Here is a 17,603-nt window from a genome sequence, read left to right as displayed (position 1 = left end):
CATGACAGACACGAGTACGGCCTCCGCCGGGTCGGTGCCGCTCGCCCCGCGGGCGTGGCCGCTGCTGGGCCACGCGCTGCCGCTGCTCCGTGATCCGCTGGCGTTCATCATGTCGCTGTCCGGATACCGCGAGATGGTCCGCGTCCGGCTCGGCCCGAGTTCCGCCGTGATGATCTGCGATCCCGACCTGACCCGGCAGGTGTTCCTGAACGACCGGACCTTCGACAAGGGCGGCCCGATCTACGACCGGATCCGCGAGGTGATCGGCGACGGCCTGTCCACCTGCGCCTATCCCCTGCACCGGCGGCAGCGCCGGCTGTGCCAGCCCTCGTTCCACCCGACCCGCCTCGCCGGGTACGGCACGGTGTTCGCGCGGGCGGCCGCCGCCAAGGCGGGCTCCTGGCGGGACGGCGACGTCCTCGACGTCACCCAGGAGATGATGACGCTCACCACGCGGGCCACCATGGAGACGATGTTCAGCGGCGCGCTGCCGGCGGAGACCATGCAACGGTGCCTGGCCGACACCGCGGTGATCGTGAGCGCGTTCTTCCGCCGGATGATGACCCCGGCCCTGCTGCGGCGGCTGCCGACCCGGCAGAAGCGGCGCTACGACGACGCCCGCACCCGGCTGGCCGCCACCATCGCGGAGATCATCGCCGAGCGGCGGGCCGATCCGACCGACCACGCCGATCTGCTCTCCACGCTGGTCGCCGCGGTCGACGAGGAGAGCGAGGACGGCCGACGGCAGCTCAACGACGCCGAACTCGCCGACGAGGCCCTCACGTTCTTCCTCGGCGGCATGGAGACCACGGCCATCACCCTGGCCTGGGCGCTGCACCTGCTCGCGACGAACCCGGACGTCCAGCACCGTCTGAAGGCCGAGACCGACCAGGTCCTGGCGGGCGGGAAGCTCGACCCCGCGCATCTGCCCTCGCTGGGCCTGGCCTCCCGGGTGGTGACCGAGACGCTGCGGCTGTATCCGCCGGCCTGGATGATGACCCGTGTCGTCCGGGAGGACGCCGAACTGGGCGGCGTGCGGTTCAAGGGCGGCAGCACCATCGTGCTCAGCCCCTACCTTCTGCACCGCCGGGCCGACCTCTACGACGAGCCCGACCGGTTCGACCCGGACCGCTGGCTCGACGCCCAGCCCGACCGCCGGGCCACCTACATCCCGTTCGGCGCCGGTGCCCGTAAGTGCATCGGGGACCAGTTCGCCCTCACCGAGGCGATCCTGGCGCTGACCGCCATCGTCGACCGCTGGGAGCTGTCCCCGGTCGGTGACCAGCCGTTCCAGCCCAAGGTGGAGACCAGCCTGAGCTCACGGGGACTGCGCCTGCGGCTCACCGAGCGGCGGTCCGCCGACCCCGGCGACGCGGAGCACGCCGCCGCCGCACCGCTGTCCGCCTCCGTCCAGCCGTCCACCCAGCCGGGCGCCGCCGCCTGCCCGGTGAAGCACGGGAAGTGATCCCATGAGGCCTCACCTCAAGCCCCTGGTGAAGCAGTTGCTCGGCTCCCGGGAGATCAGCCTGCACGCCGCGGAGCCGGCCGACGCCCTGCACGCTCCCTCGCGGCCCTACCCGAACGGGTGGTTCTGCCTGGCCTTCAGCGACGAGCTGCGGGCCGGGTCCCTCACCACCCGGCGGCTCGCGGGCGCCGAGGTCGTCCTCTACCGGACGGCCAAGGGTGTGCTGCGGGCGGTCCGGCCCCAGTGCCCGCACCTCGGAGCCCATCTCGGCGTCGGCGGATCGGTCGAGGGCGAGGACATCGTCTGCCCCTTCCACCGGTTCGCGTTCGACCCGTCCGGTGCCTGCGTGCGCACGGGCTACGACCAGCCGCCGCCGAAGGCGTCGCTCACGCAGTACCCGGTGTGCGAGGCCAACGGCTCGGTCTACGTGTGGTGGCACGCCCTCGGCATGCCCCCGCAGTGGGACGTCCCGCTCTTCCCGATGGACGACCGGCAGCCGTTCAGCCACGGCACGTTCGACATCGCCGGTCACCCGCAGGACGTCATCGAGAACGCCTTCGACTGGGGCCATCTGCCGGCCCTGCACGGTCTGGAGGAGGTCGACATCGAGGGCCTGCCGGTGACGGGGGAACCGGTCAGCACGGTCACCGCGATGGCCCGCAACACGATGATGCGGGGGTTCCACCAGTCCTACACGCTCACGGTGATCGGACTGGCCACCATCGCGGCGCGGACGGTCCTGCCCGCGGGCGCGGGAAGCCTCTATGTGATGCTCCACGCGACCCCGACCGCCCCGGGGCGGATGCAGGTCCGCTTCGGCACGAAGCTGGAGCTGAACGGACTCCCCGGGGTGCCGGACTGGCTGGGACGCCCGGCGGTGATGCCCCTGGCCCGGTTGCTCAGCGAAGTCCTGCAACGGGTGGGCAGCGTCGACACCGGCGCGGACTTGCTGATGTGGCACCACCAGGAGCACGTCGCGCGCCCCCGGCTCGCCAAGGGCGACGGTCCAATCGGCCGGTACCGGCAGTGGGCGCAGCAGTTCTACACGGAACCCGCGGGTGACCTGATCCCACCGCGGCCCGAGCGCACCGAGATGAGCCGCTCGGAGGAGTGAGCGCAGGCGACAGGGCACACGGGATGGCGGCGTCGCCGGTCGACCTTGACGGCGCCGGCCGGACGACGAGGCCCCGGGGCGGATCGAAGGCGCTTCTACGAGTACGAGGGAGAAATGGGCATGGCCATGTCATCGGACCGTGCGGTTCCGGAGCCCTTGGGCGACCCCGGCGACATCGAGACGGAACTACTGCGGTTCCTCGAACTGCGTACCGGGAAAACCTGGCTGGCCGACATGGACGTCTTTGGCTCCGGCGGGCTGTCCTCGCTCTTCGCCATGGAGCTGGTGGTGCACCTGGAGCGGACGTACGGCATTGCCGTACGCGGCGGGGATCTCCAGATGGACAACTTCAGGACCGCGCGGAGCATGGCCGCCCTGGTCGGCCGCCTCCAGCGACCGGCCGTGGGCGGCTCCGGCGCATGACGCCGTCGCCGCGGCGGCCTCCGCGACCACCGAGCCGATCGGCGACCGGCAGCCGACCCGCCCACGTCGTCGAACGCACCGGCGGTCGCCTACGGCTCCTTCTAGAGGGCGGCGTCGTACCGAGGGGAGTCGCTGTCGCCGTTGTGCCCGTCTTGTCCAATTGACGGTGTGACCAGCCTTTGCCACGGGGTGAATCCCGCAGCCTGATCACGACTCGATACGCGCCCTCGTGCAGCGGACGGGGTTCACATGATCCGCCGGACAGAACGCAAGCGGCCCAGCCGCTGGAAGCAGGGTCAGCCTCTGGCGACCACGCAGAAGGGATGCCCAGCCGGATCGGTGAGGACCCGCCAGCGATCTTCATTCGGCTGGTAATCCGGCTTGCCCGCGCCCAAATCCAGTAGCCAAGCCTCGGCCTTGTACAGGTCGTCGACGTCGAAGTCCAGGTGGAACTGCTGGGGAGCGGTTTGGTCGGGCCAGCGGGGAGCCTGGTAGTCGTCGACCCGCTGGAAACCGATGAAATGGCAGCTCCGGGGCGGTCGGTGACCTTCGCGATGTCACACACTAATGGGACCGTTGGGACCGTCCTGTCGAACCCATGCGTCCGCGCCCGAAGAACACCCCGCCAGGGCCTACTGGCCGACACATCGGCACGGCCGTCGTGCGTTCAGGCGTCCATGGGTGGTAGCCCGGGCAACAGCTTCTCCAGCGTGATGGGGAAGTCGCGGACACGCACACCGGTGGCGTTGAACACCGCGTTGGCCACCGCCGCACCGGACCCGCAGATGCCCAGCTCACCGATGCCCTTCGCGCCGAGGACGTTGGCCTTGTCGTCGTATCCGTCCAGGACGACCGCCTCGACGTCGGGGATGTCGGCGTTGACGGGCACCAGGTATTGCGCGAGATCCCGGTTGACGAAAGCGCCGGAGCGTGGGTCGACGACGGCCTCTTCCTCGAGGGCGGCGCCGACGCCCCAGATCATGCCGCCGATCAGTTGCGAGCGGGCCGTCTTCGGGTTGAGCAGGCGGCCCACGGAGAACACGCCGAGCATCCGCCGCAGACGGATCTCGGCGGTGTCCGCGTCGACGCCCACTTCGGCGAAATGGGCTCCGTAGGTGTGGATGGAGTAGTTGGTGTAGTTGGGCTCATCGCCCATGAAGCGGGTCTCGCCCTCTGCCGCCACACCGCCGGGGTGGTTGCGTGCGACCAGCTCGCTCAGCGGCTCCGACGCGCCACCGATGCGGACGTCGCCGTCGGAGAACACGGCGTCCGCCGGGTCCAGGCCCCGCAGCGCGGAGCGCGCGTCGTCGTGCGCCTCGGCCAGCAGTTTCTCGCGTAGCGTCGCACACGCCCGGTGCACCGCGGTGCTGGAGTTCGCGGCGCCCCAGGAGCCACCGGATCCCCAACTGGTGGGGTTGTCGGAACGCCCGAGCTCAATGCGCACCCGGTCGGCCGGCAGGCCGAGCCCACCGGCCGCGACCTGAGTCAGGATGGTGTACGTGCCGGTGCCGATGTCGGTCATGTCCGTCTGGACGACGGCGGTGCCGTCCGCCTCCAACCGCACCCGCGCCGCGGCCGGCCCTTGGAGATGCACCCGGATGGCCACGGCCATCCCGTAGCCGACCAGCCACCGTCCCTCCCGTCTGCTCGAAGGAGTGGCGGGGCGTTGCTCCCAGCCGAACCGGCTCGCGCCTTCGCGCAGGCATTCGACCAGATGACGGTCGCTGTACGGCACGCCTCGCTCGGGGTCGAGGGTGGGCTCGTTGCGGATCCGCAGCTCGACCGGGTCCATCCCGAGCGTATCGGCCAGCTCGTCCATCGCCGACTCGACCGCCAGCAGGCCCGGTTCCTCGCCCGGCGCGCGGACGTCCGTCCCACGCGGCAGGTCGAGCGGCGTGAGCCGGTGGCTGGTGAGCCGGTGGGGCGCGGCGTAGAGGCTGCGGCTGGTGGCCGCGGTCTGCTCGGCGTACTCCACGTCCGGGTTGGTGTGCATGGTGACGTCATGGGCGATCGCGGCCAGCCGTCCGTCGCGCTCCGCGCCCAGTCGGACCCGCTGGCTCGATGTGGAGCGCATGCCGATGAGCTGGAAGATCTGCTGCCGGGTCATTGCGACCTTGACCGGGTGGTCCAGCTCGCGAGCGGCGAGCGCCGCCAGGATCGTCTCGGCGTGGATACCCAGCTTGGATCCGAATCCGCCGCCGACGAAGGGGGAGAAGACGTGGACCCGTGCCGGGTCGATCCGCAGCGTGTTGGCGATCGATGTCTGCGCCGCGTCGACGATCTGGGAGCTGACGTAGACGATCAGGTCCTCGTCACGCGGTGCCACCAGGCACGCGTTCGGCTCGATGGGCATGGAAAACTCATACGGCGTCGTGTAGAGCTGGTCGACCTTGACCGCCGCGCCATCGAATCCGGCATCGAAATCGCCCACCGACGTGTCCGTGGGCAGTCCGGCGTTGACCGTTTTCGGGACGTACGCCTCACCTTCGTGCTCGGCGAAGGCGAACCGCCCCCGCCCGCCCGCGTACTCCACCTCGATGAGCTCGGCCGCCGCCCGGGCCTGTTCGAAGGTCTCGGCGACGATCAGCGCCACCGGCTCGCCGTAGAAGTGGATGTCCGGGCCGGTCAGCACCGGCTGGGCGCGCCAGTACTCGAACGGAATGGACTCATCACGGATGCCCTGCTCCGGGGCGTTGAGATGCGTCATCACCATGCGCACTCCCGGTGCGCCTTCGGCGTCCTCGGTGTCGATTTCGATGATGCGGCCCTTGCCGATGGTCGCGCCGACGATGAACCCGTAGAGCGGTTGGCCGGCCTCCCAGTGCTCGTAGGCGTAGGCGGCCCGGCCGGCGACCTTCAGCGGGCCGTCGACACGCTGTATGGCTTGCCCGATCATCTCGCCTCCTCAGCTCGCCTGGGCCGCTTGCGCCAGCGTGCGGCACAGCGTGCGCCTGGCCAGCTCGATCTTGAAGTCGTTGTCGCCCCGCCCGACCGCGTCGCGCATCGCCGCCTCGGCCGCGTCCCGATAGGTGGCCATCGTGGCCGGACGGCCCGTCAGCGCGTCCTCCGCCTCGACGGACCGCCACGGCTTGTGCGCCACTCCGCCGAACGCCACGCGCGCCTCGCTGATCGTTCCCTGATCGGCCGCGACGATGGCGGCCACCGAGACCAGCGCGAACTCGTACGACGCCCGGTCGCGCACCTTGCGGTAGATCTGCCGGCCCGGCGGGGGCGAGGGCAGCACCACGCTCATGATCATCTCGTCGGGGGCCAGCACGGTCTCGATGTGCGGGGTATCGCCCGGCAGCCGGTAGAAGTCCGTGATGGCGACGCGGCGTACCGATCCGTCGGCCCGGAGCAGCTCGATCTCCGCGTCGAGCGCGGCCATCGCGACGGCCATGTCGGAAGGATGGGTGGCGATGCAGGAGTCGCTGGCGCCGAGGATCGCGTGTATCCGGTTGAACCCGCCGATCGCCGCGCAGCCGGATCCGGGGTGCCGCTTGTTGCAGCCCGCCGCCGTGTCGTAGAAGTAGGGACAGCGCGTGCGCTGCAACAGGTTTCCCCCGGTGGACGCCTTGTTGCGCAACTGGCCCGAGGCGCCCGACACCAGCGCCTCCGACAGCGCCGGATAGCGCGTACGCACCCGGGAATCGGCGGCCACATCGGAATTCCGCGTCTGGGCGCCGATGCGCAGTCCGTCGTCGGGCAGCTCTTCGATGTCCCGGAGCGGAAGCCGGCTGATGTCGACCAGATGGCTCGGATCCTCGATGTCGAGCTTCATCAGGTCGAGCAGATTGGTGCCGCCGCTGATGAACTTCGCGCCGGATCGCGCCACCGCGGTGACGGCGGCCTGTGTGTCGGTCGCCCGCTCATAGGTGAAGGACCTCATCCCGGGCCTCCCTCCGCGCTGTCGCGGATGGCCGCGACGATGTTCGGATAGGCGGCGCACCGGCAGATGTTGCCGCTCATCCGCTCGCGGATCTCGTCATCGGTCATGGTGATTCGCGGCGCGGACACGTCGGCGGTGGCGTGGCTGGGCCAACCCGCCGCCACCTCGGCGAGCATGCCGACAGCCGAACAGATCTGGCCGGGAGTGCAGTAGCCGCATTGGAAGCCGTCACGCTCGACGAAGGCCCGTTGTACGGGGCCCAGGTGGTCGGGATCGCCCAGGCCTTCGATCGTCATGATCTCGTCGTCCTCATGCATGACGGCGAGCGTCAGACAGGAGTTGACGCGCCGGCCGTTGATCAGCACCGTGCACGCACCGCACTGCCCGTGATCACACCCCTTCTTGGTACCGCTCATGCGCAGCTGCTCGCGCAGTGCGTCCAGCAGCGAGGTCCGCGGATCCACTTCGAGACGCCGCACCTGGTCGTTGACGTTCAAGGTGATCGCCGAGTGTGGGGCCGGCTCGCCCTGGCTCCGCCTCATGGCGTCCGTATCCGAAGCGCTCATCACGGCCCGCCTTCCTCACTAGGTGCAGGGATCACCCCGGATGTGCGGCGCCACTGCCGGGCGCGACCCCGCGGCCCGTCGCCACTACCCGGGCACGCTCCCCTTTCTCCAGCGTCTCGCAAGAACGCGACCGTCGCACCGCGAGGGTTTTGCCACCGGCGGCTCGGCAGCCGCAGTTCCGCATCCCGATGGAAGTAACAGTGTGTTGAGCGCTTGTGGCCTATCGTGGTCGTGCGGGCGGCCGTCGAGCGGAGTTGGGCAGACTCGGCTGTTTCCTGTGGTGGCTGCGGGGATACAGTCCGGCCAAGGTCCGGATGGGTACCAGGGGAGGGGCTGGTGTGTTCGAGGTCGTGACGGTGAGTGCGCTCACCACATTCCTCACCGCGGTGGGGAACGGCGCCGCCGGGGAGATGGGCAAGCAGATGCTGCTGTCGACGGGCGCACTGGTGAGGCGGACCCTGGGGCGGGAGACGCCGCTGCCGGCCACCCCGGAGGGGTGGCAGGTGCTGGCGAGGGAGACGCATGCGCGCCTCAGCGGGGATCCGCGGCGCGGTGGTGAGTGGGCCATTCTGCTGCGGACCTTGGAGGATTCCGAGGTGACGCTGCGCCCCGGTGCCGGACTCCCGCCTGCCACACGCGACTTCACCGACCGTCAGGCCGTCTTGCGGCGGCTGAAGCGAGAGGCGACCCGCGCCGCGGCGGGGCGGCCACGCGTAGCGCTGTTATACGGGCCGCCCGGGATCGGAACCAGCGCGGTGGCTCTCCACTGGGGCGCCGACCAGATCGCGCAGTACCCCGACGGGCAGTTCTACGTCGACCTGCGCGATGCCGCCGGGGAGAGCGGACTGGAGCCGTCCGCCGTCATGCTGCGCCTGCTGGGGCAGATGGGCGTCGAGCCCGAGGAGATTCCGCCCGCGGAGGCGGCGCGGGTCGAGCTCTATCGGCGGTTGCTGGCCGGCCGCAGGGCGTTGGTGGTGATCGATCACGCGTCCTCGGCCGCGCAGGTCCGCGGCCTTGTTCCGGCCACGCCGGAGGTCTTCCTGCTGGTGGTCGCCTCCGGTCCGGCCTTCGCGCTGGAGGCCGAGCGCATCGCCGTACCGCCGCTGAGCGACCGGGACGCGGTGAAGATGCTGCGCAAGGTGGCAGGGCCGGAGAAGGTGGCGCTGGCCAAGCCGCGGATGCCGTCCCTGCTGGGCCACTGCGCGGGCAACGCCTTCGCCCTGAAGGCCGCGGCGATGAGCCTGCTGGCCGATGAGCCGCCGCTGCCGGAGGACGTGGCGGCGTCCACGGCACGTCATCCCGTGCACGGCATGGTGCGGAGCGCCTGCCGCCGCCTCCGGCCGGACACCGCACGGCTCTGCCGGCTGACCGCTCTGGGCGGCTGGCCCGCGATCGACGCCCGGCTGGCGGGCGACACCGCGGCGGTCGGCCAGGAGGAAGCCGCCCAGATGCTCGCCGAAGCGGCGGACGCACAACTGGTGGAGGCCCTGGGCGACGGCCGGTACCGCTTCCGGCCCGAGGTGCGTCGCGTTCTGGCGGACACCGCCGCCCTCGAACACGGGATCCCGGAGTGTTCCGCGGCGACGTCCCGGGCCCTCGACGGACTGCTGAACCGAGCGCTGCACGCCGCGCACGCGGCGCTGCCGCAGAGCTGGCGGACCGAGCCGGCACCGGCGCAGGGCACTGCGTGCCGTAACGAGGCCGAGGGCATGGCGGCACTGCTGGCCGAGACCGGAAACGTGGTCCGGGCGGTGTTCGTGGCGGAGGACTACCAGCACATCGACACGGCGATGCGCATGGCCCGCGCACTGTGGCCGGTGCAGCTCAAGGCCGGGTTCTGGGACGAGGTGCTGCCCGCCCTCCGGATCGCGGCCCGGTGTGCCGACCGGCATCACGCAGATCCCCGCATGGCGGGTGCACTCCACTTCCAACTCGGCCACTGTCTCGGTGAATTGAGGATGTGGGACGAGGCCGATCGCGCGGTGCACACCGCCGCCGCATGTGAACGCGCCGCAGGACACGTACGGGGCGAGGCATCGTCCGTCGAGATGCTGGGCCTGCTGAATCTGAACCACTGGCGGTACGACGCGGCGTACGAGCGGTTCGTCGAGGCGGAGCGCATCTACCGGCGGATCGCTCCCGGCCAGGAGGGCGCGGAGGACCTGCCACGTGCCCTCGCCCTGGCCGAACGCCACCAAGGGCGAGCCCTGCGTGGTCTGGGCAGGCTGGAGGAATCCCGCGCCCGCCTGGAGACCGCGCGGGACTTCTTCGCGGAACGGGGAGAGGCGTACAACCAGGCCCGCGCCCTCACCGACCTCGCCGAGACGCTGCACGACGCCGGCGACGACGCCGAGGCGCTGACGAAGATCGCCGAGGCCGAGCGCCTGCTCAACCCGGAGAAGGCGACTCCGCACCTGAACCATCTCGCCCGTCTGCGGCTGCGCTGCCAACCCCCGCGCTAGCGGGCATCACCGCCACCGGGTGCACGCCGCCGGCCGTGTGCACCCGGAGCGTCGTCCCACCGGGTGGCACGGTCCGGCCGCCCGCCAGCCAGGCGTGCAGCGAGGAGGCGTACGCGGCCGGGTCGGCGTCCGCACCCGGGCCCGCCTTGAGCTGGAACACGCCGTGATCCCGGCCGCGCACGGTGCACCGGTCCGGCCCGCTCACGTACACGGCGAGCGCACAGTGCGGATGGCGGTCCAGCACCTCCGCGCTCCACTCCTCCGCGCCACCGAGGCGGGGGTCGTCCGGCTGCCCCTCGCGTACGATCACGTCGGCCAGGGCCAGGTCGCCGGGGTCCCGGGTGTCCTCGTGCACGGCGAGGTGTGTTTCGCCGACGGCCTCGTACGGGTGCCCCGTGGTGCGCTCGATACGGACCTCGGTGCCGTGCACACGGGTACGGACGTTCAGCGGAGCCGTACGCCGTGGGGGATCGTACGGTGGCAGGGGCAGCGGCTCCAGCAGCGCGGGGGCCGCGGGCTCGGGGAGATCCATCAGGCCGTAGAAGAGCCGCCGCAGCAGCGCCGCCGAGGCACCCGGGGCCGAGCTGGTGAACTCCGCCGGACCGGCGAGCGGGCGGTGCCACGCCAGCAGCTCCTCCAGCTGATCCCGTGGCGGGCCGTGCGGATCGAGCCGCGGCGCCTCCCGTACGAACGTGGCGAGCGGCGCGGCGGGATCCAGCCTGTCCTGTGCGGCGGACGCCAGCAGTACGGGGATGCCCAGCGCCGCGGCGTAGTAGGAGACCGCCCCGAAATCCCCCACGACGACGTCCGCCGCCAGCAGGGCCTGCCGCCACGCGTGCACGGGGTCGATCAAGGTGAGACCGCTGCGGCGGGCCCGGTCCAGCCACACCCGAATCTGCCCCGGGCCGTGCCCATACCAGATGTTCGGATGCAACACGGCCACCAGCCGGTAGTCGTCGGCCGGCAACTCGGCGGCGAGCCGGGGCAGCAGACTCGGCAGGACGTCATGGTCACCGCCGTTCCCGAAAAGACCCTCCGGATTCCAGGTGGAGTTGAGCACGACGAGCCGCTGACCGCGCCGCACACCCAGAGCCCGCCGGAACCGCTCACGGTAGGCACGGCCGGCCAACAGGCGGTCGAAGCAAGGGTCGCCCGCGAGGACGGCCGCCTCCTCGGCTTCGGGGCATACCCGCCGCAACCGCTCAAGCTGCTCCGGATGGGACAGCACGAGACCGTCCACGAAGGGTTCACCGTTCGCGAGCAGCCACTCCGGTGACAGCCCGAACGTCGGCTCGCGGCCTCCGGCTTCCGTCACCACCAGCTTCTTGGTGTATCCGACACCATGCGACAGCACGGCTAACCTGCCACGAAGCCGGTCGAGTTGACCACCGAAGCTCGCGGAAACCGCCAGGTCCACCGGTGTCGCCAGCGCCTGCTCCCAGGGCAGCACGGGCAGACCCAGCTCGGCGAACAGCTCGCGGATCCCCCCTTGGAAGGCGGATGACTCCGTCGACGTGGCCAGCAGTTGCACCCGAAAGTCGTCGTGGAACAGCGGCAGCACGTCCAGCAGCCGTCCGGCAGAGGTGACGTTGTGCACCACCAGCAGGACGCGGCGGGGGGTGGCCCGGCTGGCCCAGCGATCGGAGCCTTCTCCGACCGGGACCCGTATCGCCAGGGGATCGGCTGCCCCCACTCGCCACCTCCTGCTGGTCACGCAACGTCCTCGGTATGCCGGATCACCCTAGCCATGTGATCGAGTGCACGGTGACCGAACGCCACGCCGTGCCCGGTGCGCTTTCCGCCGTATCGTGGAAAGAGTCCACCGGGGACGGCGCCTCGTACGGGTCGTGCGGGGTGGCGGGCCCCGGACAGGCGGCGCCCCGAGGGCGGAAAGGAGCGCATCGGAGATGGACCAGACGAACCCAGTCCCGGACCCCGAGCGCACTCCCGGACTACGGCCCAGCGTGGGCGTGCCCCCGGGGGAGACCCCACCGGCCGAGGACGGCCTCTCGGAAGCGGGCCCCCAGGAGACGTACAACCCCACGAGAGGCTGGTCGAAGGGCCCCACGATCATCATTTGGGCCTTTGTGGTGCTGTTCGCGGCCTTCTGCGTCGCGTTCGCGATCGCCGTGCTGTAGGCGGCCCGGGGCGGGCGAGGCGGCCCGGGGCGGGCGGAGGTGACCGCTCGCGGCGCCCTTGGCCGCGGTGGCCTTGTGCCGGTGTCTCTCGTTCCTCGCCACTCACTCATCGCCTCCCAGGTGATGTTCACCTTTCGCAGTGGCTGGGAACACGGGGGTGGACGCGAAGGAGGCCCGTTGATGCATGACGACCACGAGGCGCCGAGGAACGAGGGTGGTGAAGTGCGGTCCGGCCGTGTGGAGACCCGGGAGGAGCGGGCCGACCGCAAGTGGGCCGAGTTGCTGCAGGAGGTGAGGGTGACGCAGACGGGCGTGCAGATTCTGTTCGCCTTCCTGCTCGCGGTCGCCTTCACCCCGCACTTCCAGAGCCTTGGCCACGTGGATCGGTCCATCTACGTGGTGACCGTCCTTCTGGGGGCGGCGGCCACCGGCGCGTTGATCGCGCCGGTTTCCCTGCACCGGATCGTCACCGGACGCCGACTGAAGCCGGAAACGGTGGACTGGGCCTCCCGTTTCACCGTGGCCGGGCTGGTGCTGTTGCTGTGCACGGTGGCGTCGGCGCTGCTGCTGATCCTGCGTGTCGTCGTGGCCGATGCCACCGCGTTGTGGCTGGCGGCCGCGGCCCTGATCTGGTTTGCGACCTGCTGGTTCGTCCCCGCGGCCTGGCTTTTCCACCGCTCGCGCAGGGAGGGCTGAGGATCGCTGAAGGGCCGTCGTCCCGGCCCGGCGTCGCACGGTTTCCCGTCCGGTGCGGCGGGGCACCCGTCGCCCATGGATCACATGGAGGCTCCCGTCCTGGAGGCCCTGGCCCGGTACCACGAGCGTGGGGCCCTCCCCTTCACTCCGCCCGGGCATAAGCAGGGCAGGGGCGCCGACCCGGAAGCACCGGCATAGGCACAGGCAAGGTGGGGCCGGCCACGACAGAGACGACCCACCACGACAGAGACGACCTACCACGACAGAGACGACCTACCACGACAGAGGCAGAGGGAACGGTGAGCGAAACACGTCCGGCGAAGCCGACCCGGCCGATGCCCCTGCCCACGGCGCGGGGAGAGGTGTCCGGCGCGCTCGTCGACGCCCTCGTACGGGAGCCCGGCGGGGCGACACTCCCCGTCGGCCGGTCGCTCCGGACGGCCGATGCCTACGGCGATGATCTGCAGCTCGCGCTGTACGTGTGCTACGAACTCCACTACCAGGGCTTCTCCGGTGTGGACGACACCTGGGAGTGGGACCCGGATCTGCTCCGAATGCGGCACGCGCTGGAACGCCGCTTTCTGGATGCTCTGCGCTCCGATGCCACCACCCACGACGACCCGGACACCGCCGTGGCCCGGCTGCTGGTGGAGTCGGCCGACGGCGCGGGGGTGTCCCACTACCTCCGGGATGACGGTGAGCTGTGGCAACTGCGTGAGTACATCGCGCATCGGTCGCTGTACCAGCTCAAGGAGGCCGACCCGCATGTGTGGGTCATTCCGCGGCTGCGGGGCCAGGCCAAGGCGGCGATGGCGGCGGTGGAGTACGACGAGTTCGGGGCCGGGCGCGGGGAGCGGGTGCACGCGGAGCTGTTCGCCGATCTGATGACCGACCTGGCTCTGGACCCCACGTACAACCACTATCTGGACGCCACATCGACGCGGATGCTGGCGGTGGTCAACATGATGTCCCTGCTGGGGCTGCACAGGGCGCTGCGCGGCGCTCTGGTGGGACACTTCGCCACGGTCGAGATCACCTCCTCACCCGCGTCCGACCGGCTGGCCCAGGCGCTGCGACGGCTGGGCGCGGGCGAGGCGGCGGTGTTCTTCTACACCGAGCATGTGGAGGCCGACGCCGTCCACGAGCAGGTCGTACGCCACGGCGTGATCGACGAACTCCTGAAGCGCGAACCGGGCCTGGCCGCGGACGTGGCGTTCGGCGTCGACGCCACCGTGTTCCTGGAAGACCGCCTGGCCGAGGAACTTCTGGGCGCGTGGCGACAGGGCCGCTCCTCACTCCACGTCCCGCTGTGATCCCGGCTGTCCCGCCTCCGCGGACTGCGACTTTGGCTCCAGCTCGGGCGCCGTCGCCGAGGTGGTGCGGCCCGGCAGTACGACCAGCGCCACGGCCGCGCCGACCAGGGCGGCCGCCACTCCGACGCTCATCGTGACGGACTGGGCGTCCGTGAAGGCCGAACGGGCCGCCTCGGCCAGCCCCTCGCCATCCGGGCGGTGCCGGGCGTGCGACAGTGTGGCGCCGAGCGAGGACATCGCGTCGTCGGGCAGACCGTCCGGCAGCTTCCTTCGGTAGACGGTGGCGAGCAGACTGCCCAGCCCGGCCACGCCCAGAGCGATGCCGAGTTGCTGGTGGGTGTCGTTGAGCGCGGAGCCCATACCGGCTCGCTCGGGCGGCACCGCCCCCAGCACCGTGCTGGTGGCCGAGGGCCCCGCGATACCGGATCCGATACCGGCCAGCGCCAGCCCGATGGACACCGGCGCAAAGCCACTGCCCTCGGAGAGCGAGGCCAGCACCACGAACCCGGCCCCCGTGACGGTGAATCCGGCGACGATGCAGGCCCGCGGCCCGAACCTGGCCGGGGCCCGGCCGCCCACGGTCGAGCCCGCCACGACCCCCGCCGCGAGCGGCACCGCGGCCAGACCGGTCTCGAACGCGCTGTAGCCCAGCACCAGTTGCAGATACTGGCTCAGCACGAAGAGAGTGCTGCCGGTGGTGATCGTCATCACCGCCACCGCGAAGCCGGCCCCGGAGAACCGCCGGTCGCGGTAGAGCCGCAGATCGACCATCGGCGTCGCGGAGCGGTGCTGCCGTACGCCGAAGCCGATCAGCGCCATCAGCGCCACCGCCGTCCCGCCCAGCACCGCGGGCGCGTTGTACCCGTACGCCGGGGCCTCGATCAGAGCCCACACCAGGCCGGTCATGCCCGCGGTGACCAGAACCGTGCCGAACGGATCCAGCCCGCGGCCATCGGGCGCCCGCGTTTCGGGCACCAGCCGTACGACCCCGAACAGGGCCACCGCCACCACGGGGACGTTGATCAGGAAGACCCCCGCCCAGCTCCACATGTCCACCAGGGCGCCACCGAGCAGCGGCCCCGCGGCCATGCCGACGGAGGCGACCGCGCTCCACACCGCGAAGGCCCGCGGGCGCTCCTGTTCGGGGAAGACCACGACGAGGACCGCGAGCGTCGCGGGCATCACCAGCGCCGCGCCCACTCCCATGAGCGCCCGCATCGCGATCAGCCACCACACCGACGGGGCCGCCGCTGCCAGCGCCGACGCCGCCCCGAAGACCAGCAGCCCCGCCACGAGGGTGCGCCGCCTGCCGTAGCGGTCGGAGAGCACACCCGCGGTGATGAGGAGCCCGGCGAAGACCACGACATAGGCGTCGATCACCGCCTGGAGCTGGTCCGTCGAGGCGTCGAAGGCATCGCCGATGGCGGGCACCGCGACATGCAGGACGGTGTTGTCGATGACGATCACGAGCAGGGCGGCACATAAGGCCACCAGGATCGCCCACCGGCGCGGATGGCCTTCTTCGTCCCTCATGGTCCTCCCTCGTTCCACGTCTCCAACGCTGTTGGAATCTATCCAACACTGTAGGATTGGTGGAACGGTAACGGCAACGGGGTAGGCTGCGGGCTCGTGAGCGTGAAGCCGAACGGGACCAAGCGACCGAACGGGACCAAGGGAAAGAAGGCGCTGGACAACGCGCCGGGAGCGGTGTGGTTCCGCGCCGAGAAGACGTCCCGCCCACGGCCCCAGCTGTCACATGAGCGGATCATCGCCACCGCCGTCGAGCTGCTGGACCGCGACGGCGTACAGAAGCTGAGTATGCGCCGGCTCGCCGACCGGCTCGGTGCCCACGCGACCAGCCTCTACTGGCATGTGGCCACCAAGGACGACGTCCTCGACCTGGCCCTCGACGCCGTCTTCGCCGAACTCGACCTCCCCGAGGAGCACAGCGCCTCATGGCAGGCGGACGTCGAGGCGTTCATGACCGGCCTGCGTTCCGTCCTCCTGCGCCACTCGTGGGCCGCTGCCTTGGCCAACTCCCGCCCCCTCATGGGGCCCAACGCCCTGCGCTCCTCGGAGTTCGCCTACACCGCGCTCACCACTGGCGGCTTCGAAGGGATCCACCTGTCGTCCGCCGCGGCCACCATCACCCACTATGTGATCGGCTCCGCCTCCTCCGAAGCGGTGTGGCAGCAGCGCTCCGACGAGGCGGCGACCCGCTCGGCCGTGGACGCCCACATCCGTGCCCATATCGACGAATACCCCACCCTCGCCGGTCACTTCCCCCTTCTCGAGGAGGACGACTGGGACTCCCACTTCCACCGCGGCATGCGCCTGCTGCTGGCCGGTCTCACGTCCCCCGACGCTCACGCGTGAGCGGTTCGGCGCCGCAGGACACCGACCACGCCGACGAGCCAACGAAAGGAACGGTCATGACCGCCCCGGCCTCGACGCTGATCGAGGCGGCCCGGCGCCTCGCCGACGAGGTGCTGGCGCCCGGCGCCGAGTCCGCCGACCGCGAGGGCGTCTCCGTAGCCACGATCGCCGAGGTCAAGAGGTCCGGGGTGCTCGGGGTGGGCGGGCCGGTGGCGTACGGCGGGGCGCAGGTGCCGGACGCGGTCGCTCGGGAGATTGCCGAAATCCTGGCCGGGGCCTGCTGTTCCACCTACTTCGTGCAGGCCCAGCACCACAGCCCGGTCAGGATGCTCGCCGCCGCCGACTGCCCGGCGCGCGAGAGGCTGTTGCGGCCGCTGTGCGACGGCACGCTGCTGTCCGGAATCGCCTTCTCCCATCTGCGGGCCCACCCGCGCAAGCCGGTGCGGGTCACCCGGGTTTCGGGTGGCAGGCGCTTCGACGGCCGGGTGCCGTGGTACACCGGCTGGAGCCTGAATGACGTGATGTTGCTCGCCGGGGTCACCGACGACGACGAGGCGCTGTTCGCCTTCGCGGACGCCCGTGAGCAGCCCGGTCTGCGGCCCACACCGCAGCTCCAGCTGGCCGCGCTGACCGGCACCCGCACGGTCGGGCTGGAGCTGGACGGCCTGGTGGTGCCCGAGGAGGACGTGGTCTGGAGCCGTCCCTACGAGGAGTGGGCCATCGCGGACCGGCCGAAGAACACCAACCCCAACCCGGCCATGTTCGGCGTGGCCGGGGCGGCACTGGACCTCCTGGAGGCCGCCGGGGACGCGGAGGCGAAGGAGACGGCGCAGGTGCTGGGCGAGCGGCTGCGTGAGGTGCGCCGGGAGGCGTACGCGCTGGTGGACGAGGTTCCGGCGGGTGAGCGACTGGCGGACCGGCTCGCGGTGAAGACCCGGGCCTACGACGTGCTGCGCGCCGCCACCACCGCGGCGATCGTCGCGGGCGGCGGCCGGGCGTTCGGCCTCGGCAGCCCCGCGCAGCGGCTGGCCCGGGAGGGCCTGTTCCTGGTGGTGCAGGGTCAGACCGCCGACGTCCGCAGCGCCCACCTGCGGGCATTGCGTGGGTGACCCGCCGCCGTGGCCCCAGAGGTGATCGGCGTGCCCCTGAGGCGGCCCGGCC

General features: G+C 71.1%; 14 protein-coding genes and 2 pseudogenes. 10 read left to right on the top strand and 6 right to left on the bottom strand.

The genetic code is table 11. The features are described 5' to 3' along the window. The first annotated feature begins 1 nt into the window (after position 1). The 3 genes from STRVI_RS22995 to STRVI_RS22985 all read left to right on the top strand — a co-directional run bounded on the left by STRVI_RS22995 (position 2) and on the right by STRVI_RS22985 (position 3,002). Entirely contained in the window at positions 2-1,465 is a 1,464-nt protein-coding gene (locus STRVI_RS22995; RefSeq protein WP_014058024.1) for a cytochrome P450, read from the top strand. Between the two features lie 4 nt (positions 1,466-1,469). Then, complete coding sequence (locus STRVI_RS22990) at positions 1,470-2,579, top strand: aromatic ring-hydroxylating oxygenase subunit alpha (protein ID WP_014058023.1); 1,110 nt, start codon at positions 1,470-1,472, stop codon at positions 2,577-2,579. Positions 2,580-2,693: 114 nt separating this feature from the next. Beyond that, the gene (locus STRVI_RS22985; protein ID WP_014058022.1) at positions 2,694-3,002 is read left to right on the top strand and encodes an acyl carrier protein; all 309 of its coding nucleotides are present in this window, start codon (positions 2,694-2,696) and stop codon (positions 3,000-3,002) included. 296 nt (positions 3,003-3,298) lie between these two features. Here the strand turns inward: STRVI_RS22985 and STRVI_RS48380 are convergent. The 4 genes and pseudogenes from STRVI_RS48380 to STRVI_RS22970 all read right to left on the bottom strand — a co-directional run. Beyond that, positions 3,299-3,523 (bottom strand): annotated as a pseudogene (locus STRVI_RS48380) (VOC family protein); the annotation flags it as partial. A gap of 146 nt (positions 3,524-3,669) precedes the next feature. Further along, complete coding sequence (locus tag STRVI_RS22980; protein ID WP_014058021.1) at positions 3,670-5,898, bottom strand: xanthine dehydrogenase family protein molybdopterin-binding subunit; 2,229 nt, start codon at positions 5,896-5,898, stop codon at positions 3,670-3,672. Between the two features lie 9 nt (positions 5,899-5,907). Beyond that, positions 5,908-6,891, bottom strand: a complete 984-nt coding sequence (locus STRVI_RS22975; RefSeq protein ID WP_014058020.1) for an FAD binding domain-containing protein — start codon at positions 6,889-6,891, stop codon at positions 5,908-5,910. Then, positions 6,888-7,457, bottom strand: a complete 570-nt coding sequence (locus STRVI_RS22970; RefSeq protein ID WP_014058019.1) for a 2Fe-2S iron-sulfur cluster-binding protein — start codon at positions 7,455-7,457, stop codon at positions 6,888-6,890. The genes STRVI_RS22975 and STRVI_RS22970 overlap by 4 nt, the downstream gene beginning before the upstream one ends. A gap of 338 nt (positions 7,458-7,795) precedes the next feature. Between STRVI_RS22970 and STRVI_RS22965 the strand changes: the two genes are divergently transcribed. Next, positions 7,796-9,919: an ATP-binding protein gene (locus STRVI_RS22965; protein ID WP_014058018.1), complete on the top strand. Its 2,124-nt coding sequence runs from the start codon at positions 7,796-7,798 to the stop codon at positions 9,917-9,919. Here the strand turns inward: STRVI_RS22965 and STRVI_RS22960 are convergent. Next, entirely contained in the window at positions 9,846-11,612 is a 1,767-nt protein-coding gene (locus STRVI_RS22960) for a hypothetical protein (RefSeq protein WP_014058017.1), read from the bottom strand. The genes STRVI_RS22965 and STRVI_RS22960 overlap by 74 nt on opposite strands. Positions 11,613-11,826: 214 nt before the next feature. On the opposite strand from STRVI_RS22960, the gene STRVI_RS22955 reads away from it, so the two are divergent. The 4 genes and pseudogenes from STRVI_RS22955 to STRVI_RS22945 all read left to right on the top strand — a co-directional run bounded on the left by STRVI_RS22955 (position 11,827) and on the right by STRVI_RS22945 (position 14,066). After that, positions 11,827-12,057 (top strand): DUF6480 family protein, encoded by a 231-nt coding sequence (locus tag STRVI_RS22955; protein WP_014058016.1) that lies wholly within the window; start codon positions 11,827-11,829, stop codon positions 12,055-12,057. A gap of 180 nt (positions 12,058-12,237) precedes the next feature. Then, positions 12,238-12,753 carry a DUF6328 family protein gene (locus tag STRVI_RS22950; protein WP_014058015.1) on the top strand — a complete coding sequence of 172 codons (516 nt, stop codon included), beginning with the start codon at positions 12,238-12,240 and terminating at the stop codon, positions 12,751-12,753. Between the two features lie 75 nt (positions 12,754-12,828). After that, positions 12,829-12,939: pseudogene (locus STRVI_RS54710) on the top strand (aminotransferase class I/II-fold pyridoxal phosphate-dependent enzyme); the annotation flags it as partial. Positions 12,940-13,088: 149 nt separating this feature from the next. Then, positions 13,089-14,066, top strand: a complete 978-nt coding sequence (locus tag STRVI_RS22945; protein ID WP_043236397.1) for an iron-containing redox enzyme family protein — start codon at positions 13,089-13,091, stop codon at positions 14,064-14,066. Here STRVI_RS22945 and STRVI_RS22940 read toward each other — a convergent pair. Beyond that, positions 14,046-15,599, bottom strand: coding sequence for an MFS transporter (locus tag STRVI_RS22940; protein ID WP_014058013.1), 1,554 nt, complete (start codon positions 15,597-15,599; stop codon positions 14,046-14,048). The genes STRVI_RS22945 and STRVI_RS22940 overlap by 21 nt on opposite strands. Before the next feature lie 96 nt (positions 15,600-15,695). On the opposite strand from STRVI_RS22940, the gene STRVI_RS22935 reads away from it, so the two are divergent. Both STRVI_RS22935 and STRVI_RS22930 read left to right on the top strand, forming a co-directional pair. After that, complete coding sequence (locus STRVI_RS22935; RefSeq protein WP_014058012.1) at positions 15,696-16,442, top strand: TetR/AcrR family transcriptional regulator; 747 nt, start codon at positions 15,696-15,698, stop codon at positions 16,440-16,442. A gap of 56 nt (positions 16,443-16,498) precedes the next feature. Then, on the top strand, positions 16,499-17,551 hold the full coding sequence (locus STRVI_RS22930) for an acyl-CoA dehydrogenase family protein (protein ID WP_014058011.1): 1,053 nt from the start codon (positions 16,499-16,501) through the stop codon (positions 17,549-17,551). Positions 17,552-17,603: the final 52 nt, after the last annotated feature.

The sequence above is a fragment of the Streptomyces violaceusniger Tu 4113 genome, from assembly GCF_000147815.2.
GTDB lineage: Bacteria > Actinomycetota > Actinomycetes > Streptomycetales > Streptomycetaceae > Streptomyces > Streptomyces violaceusniger_A.
Note: the sequence above shows the minus strand (reverse complement) of the source record. Positions and strands in the feature narration are given on the sequence as shown.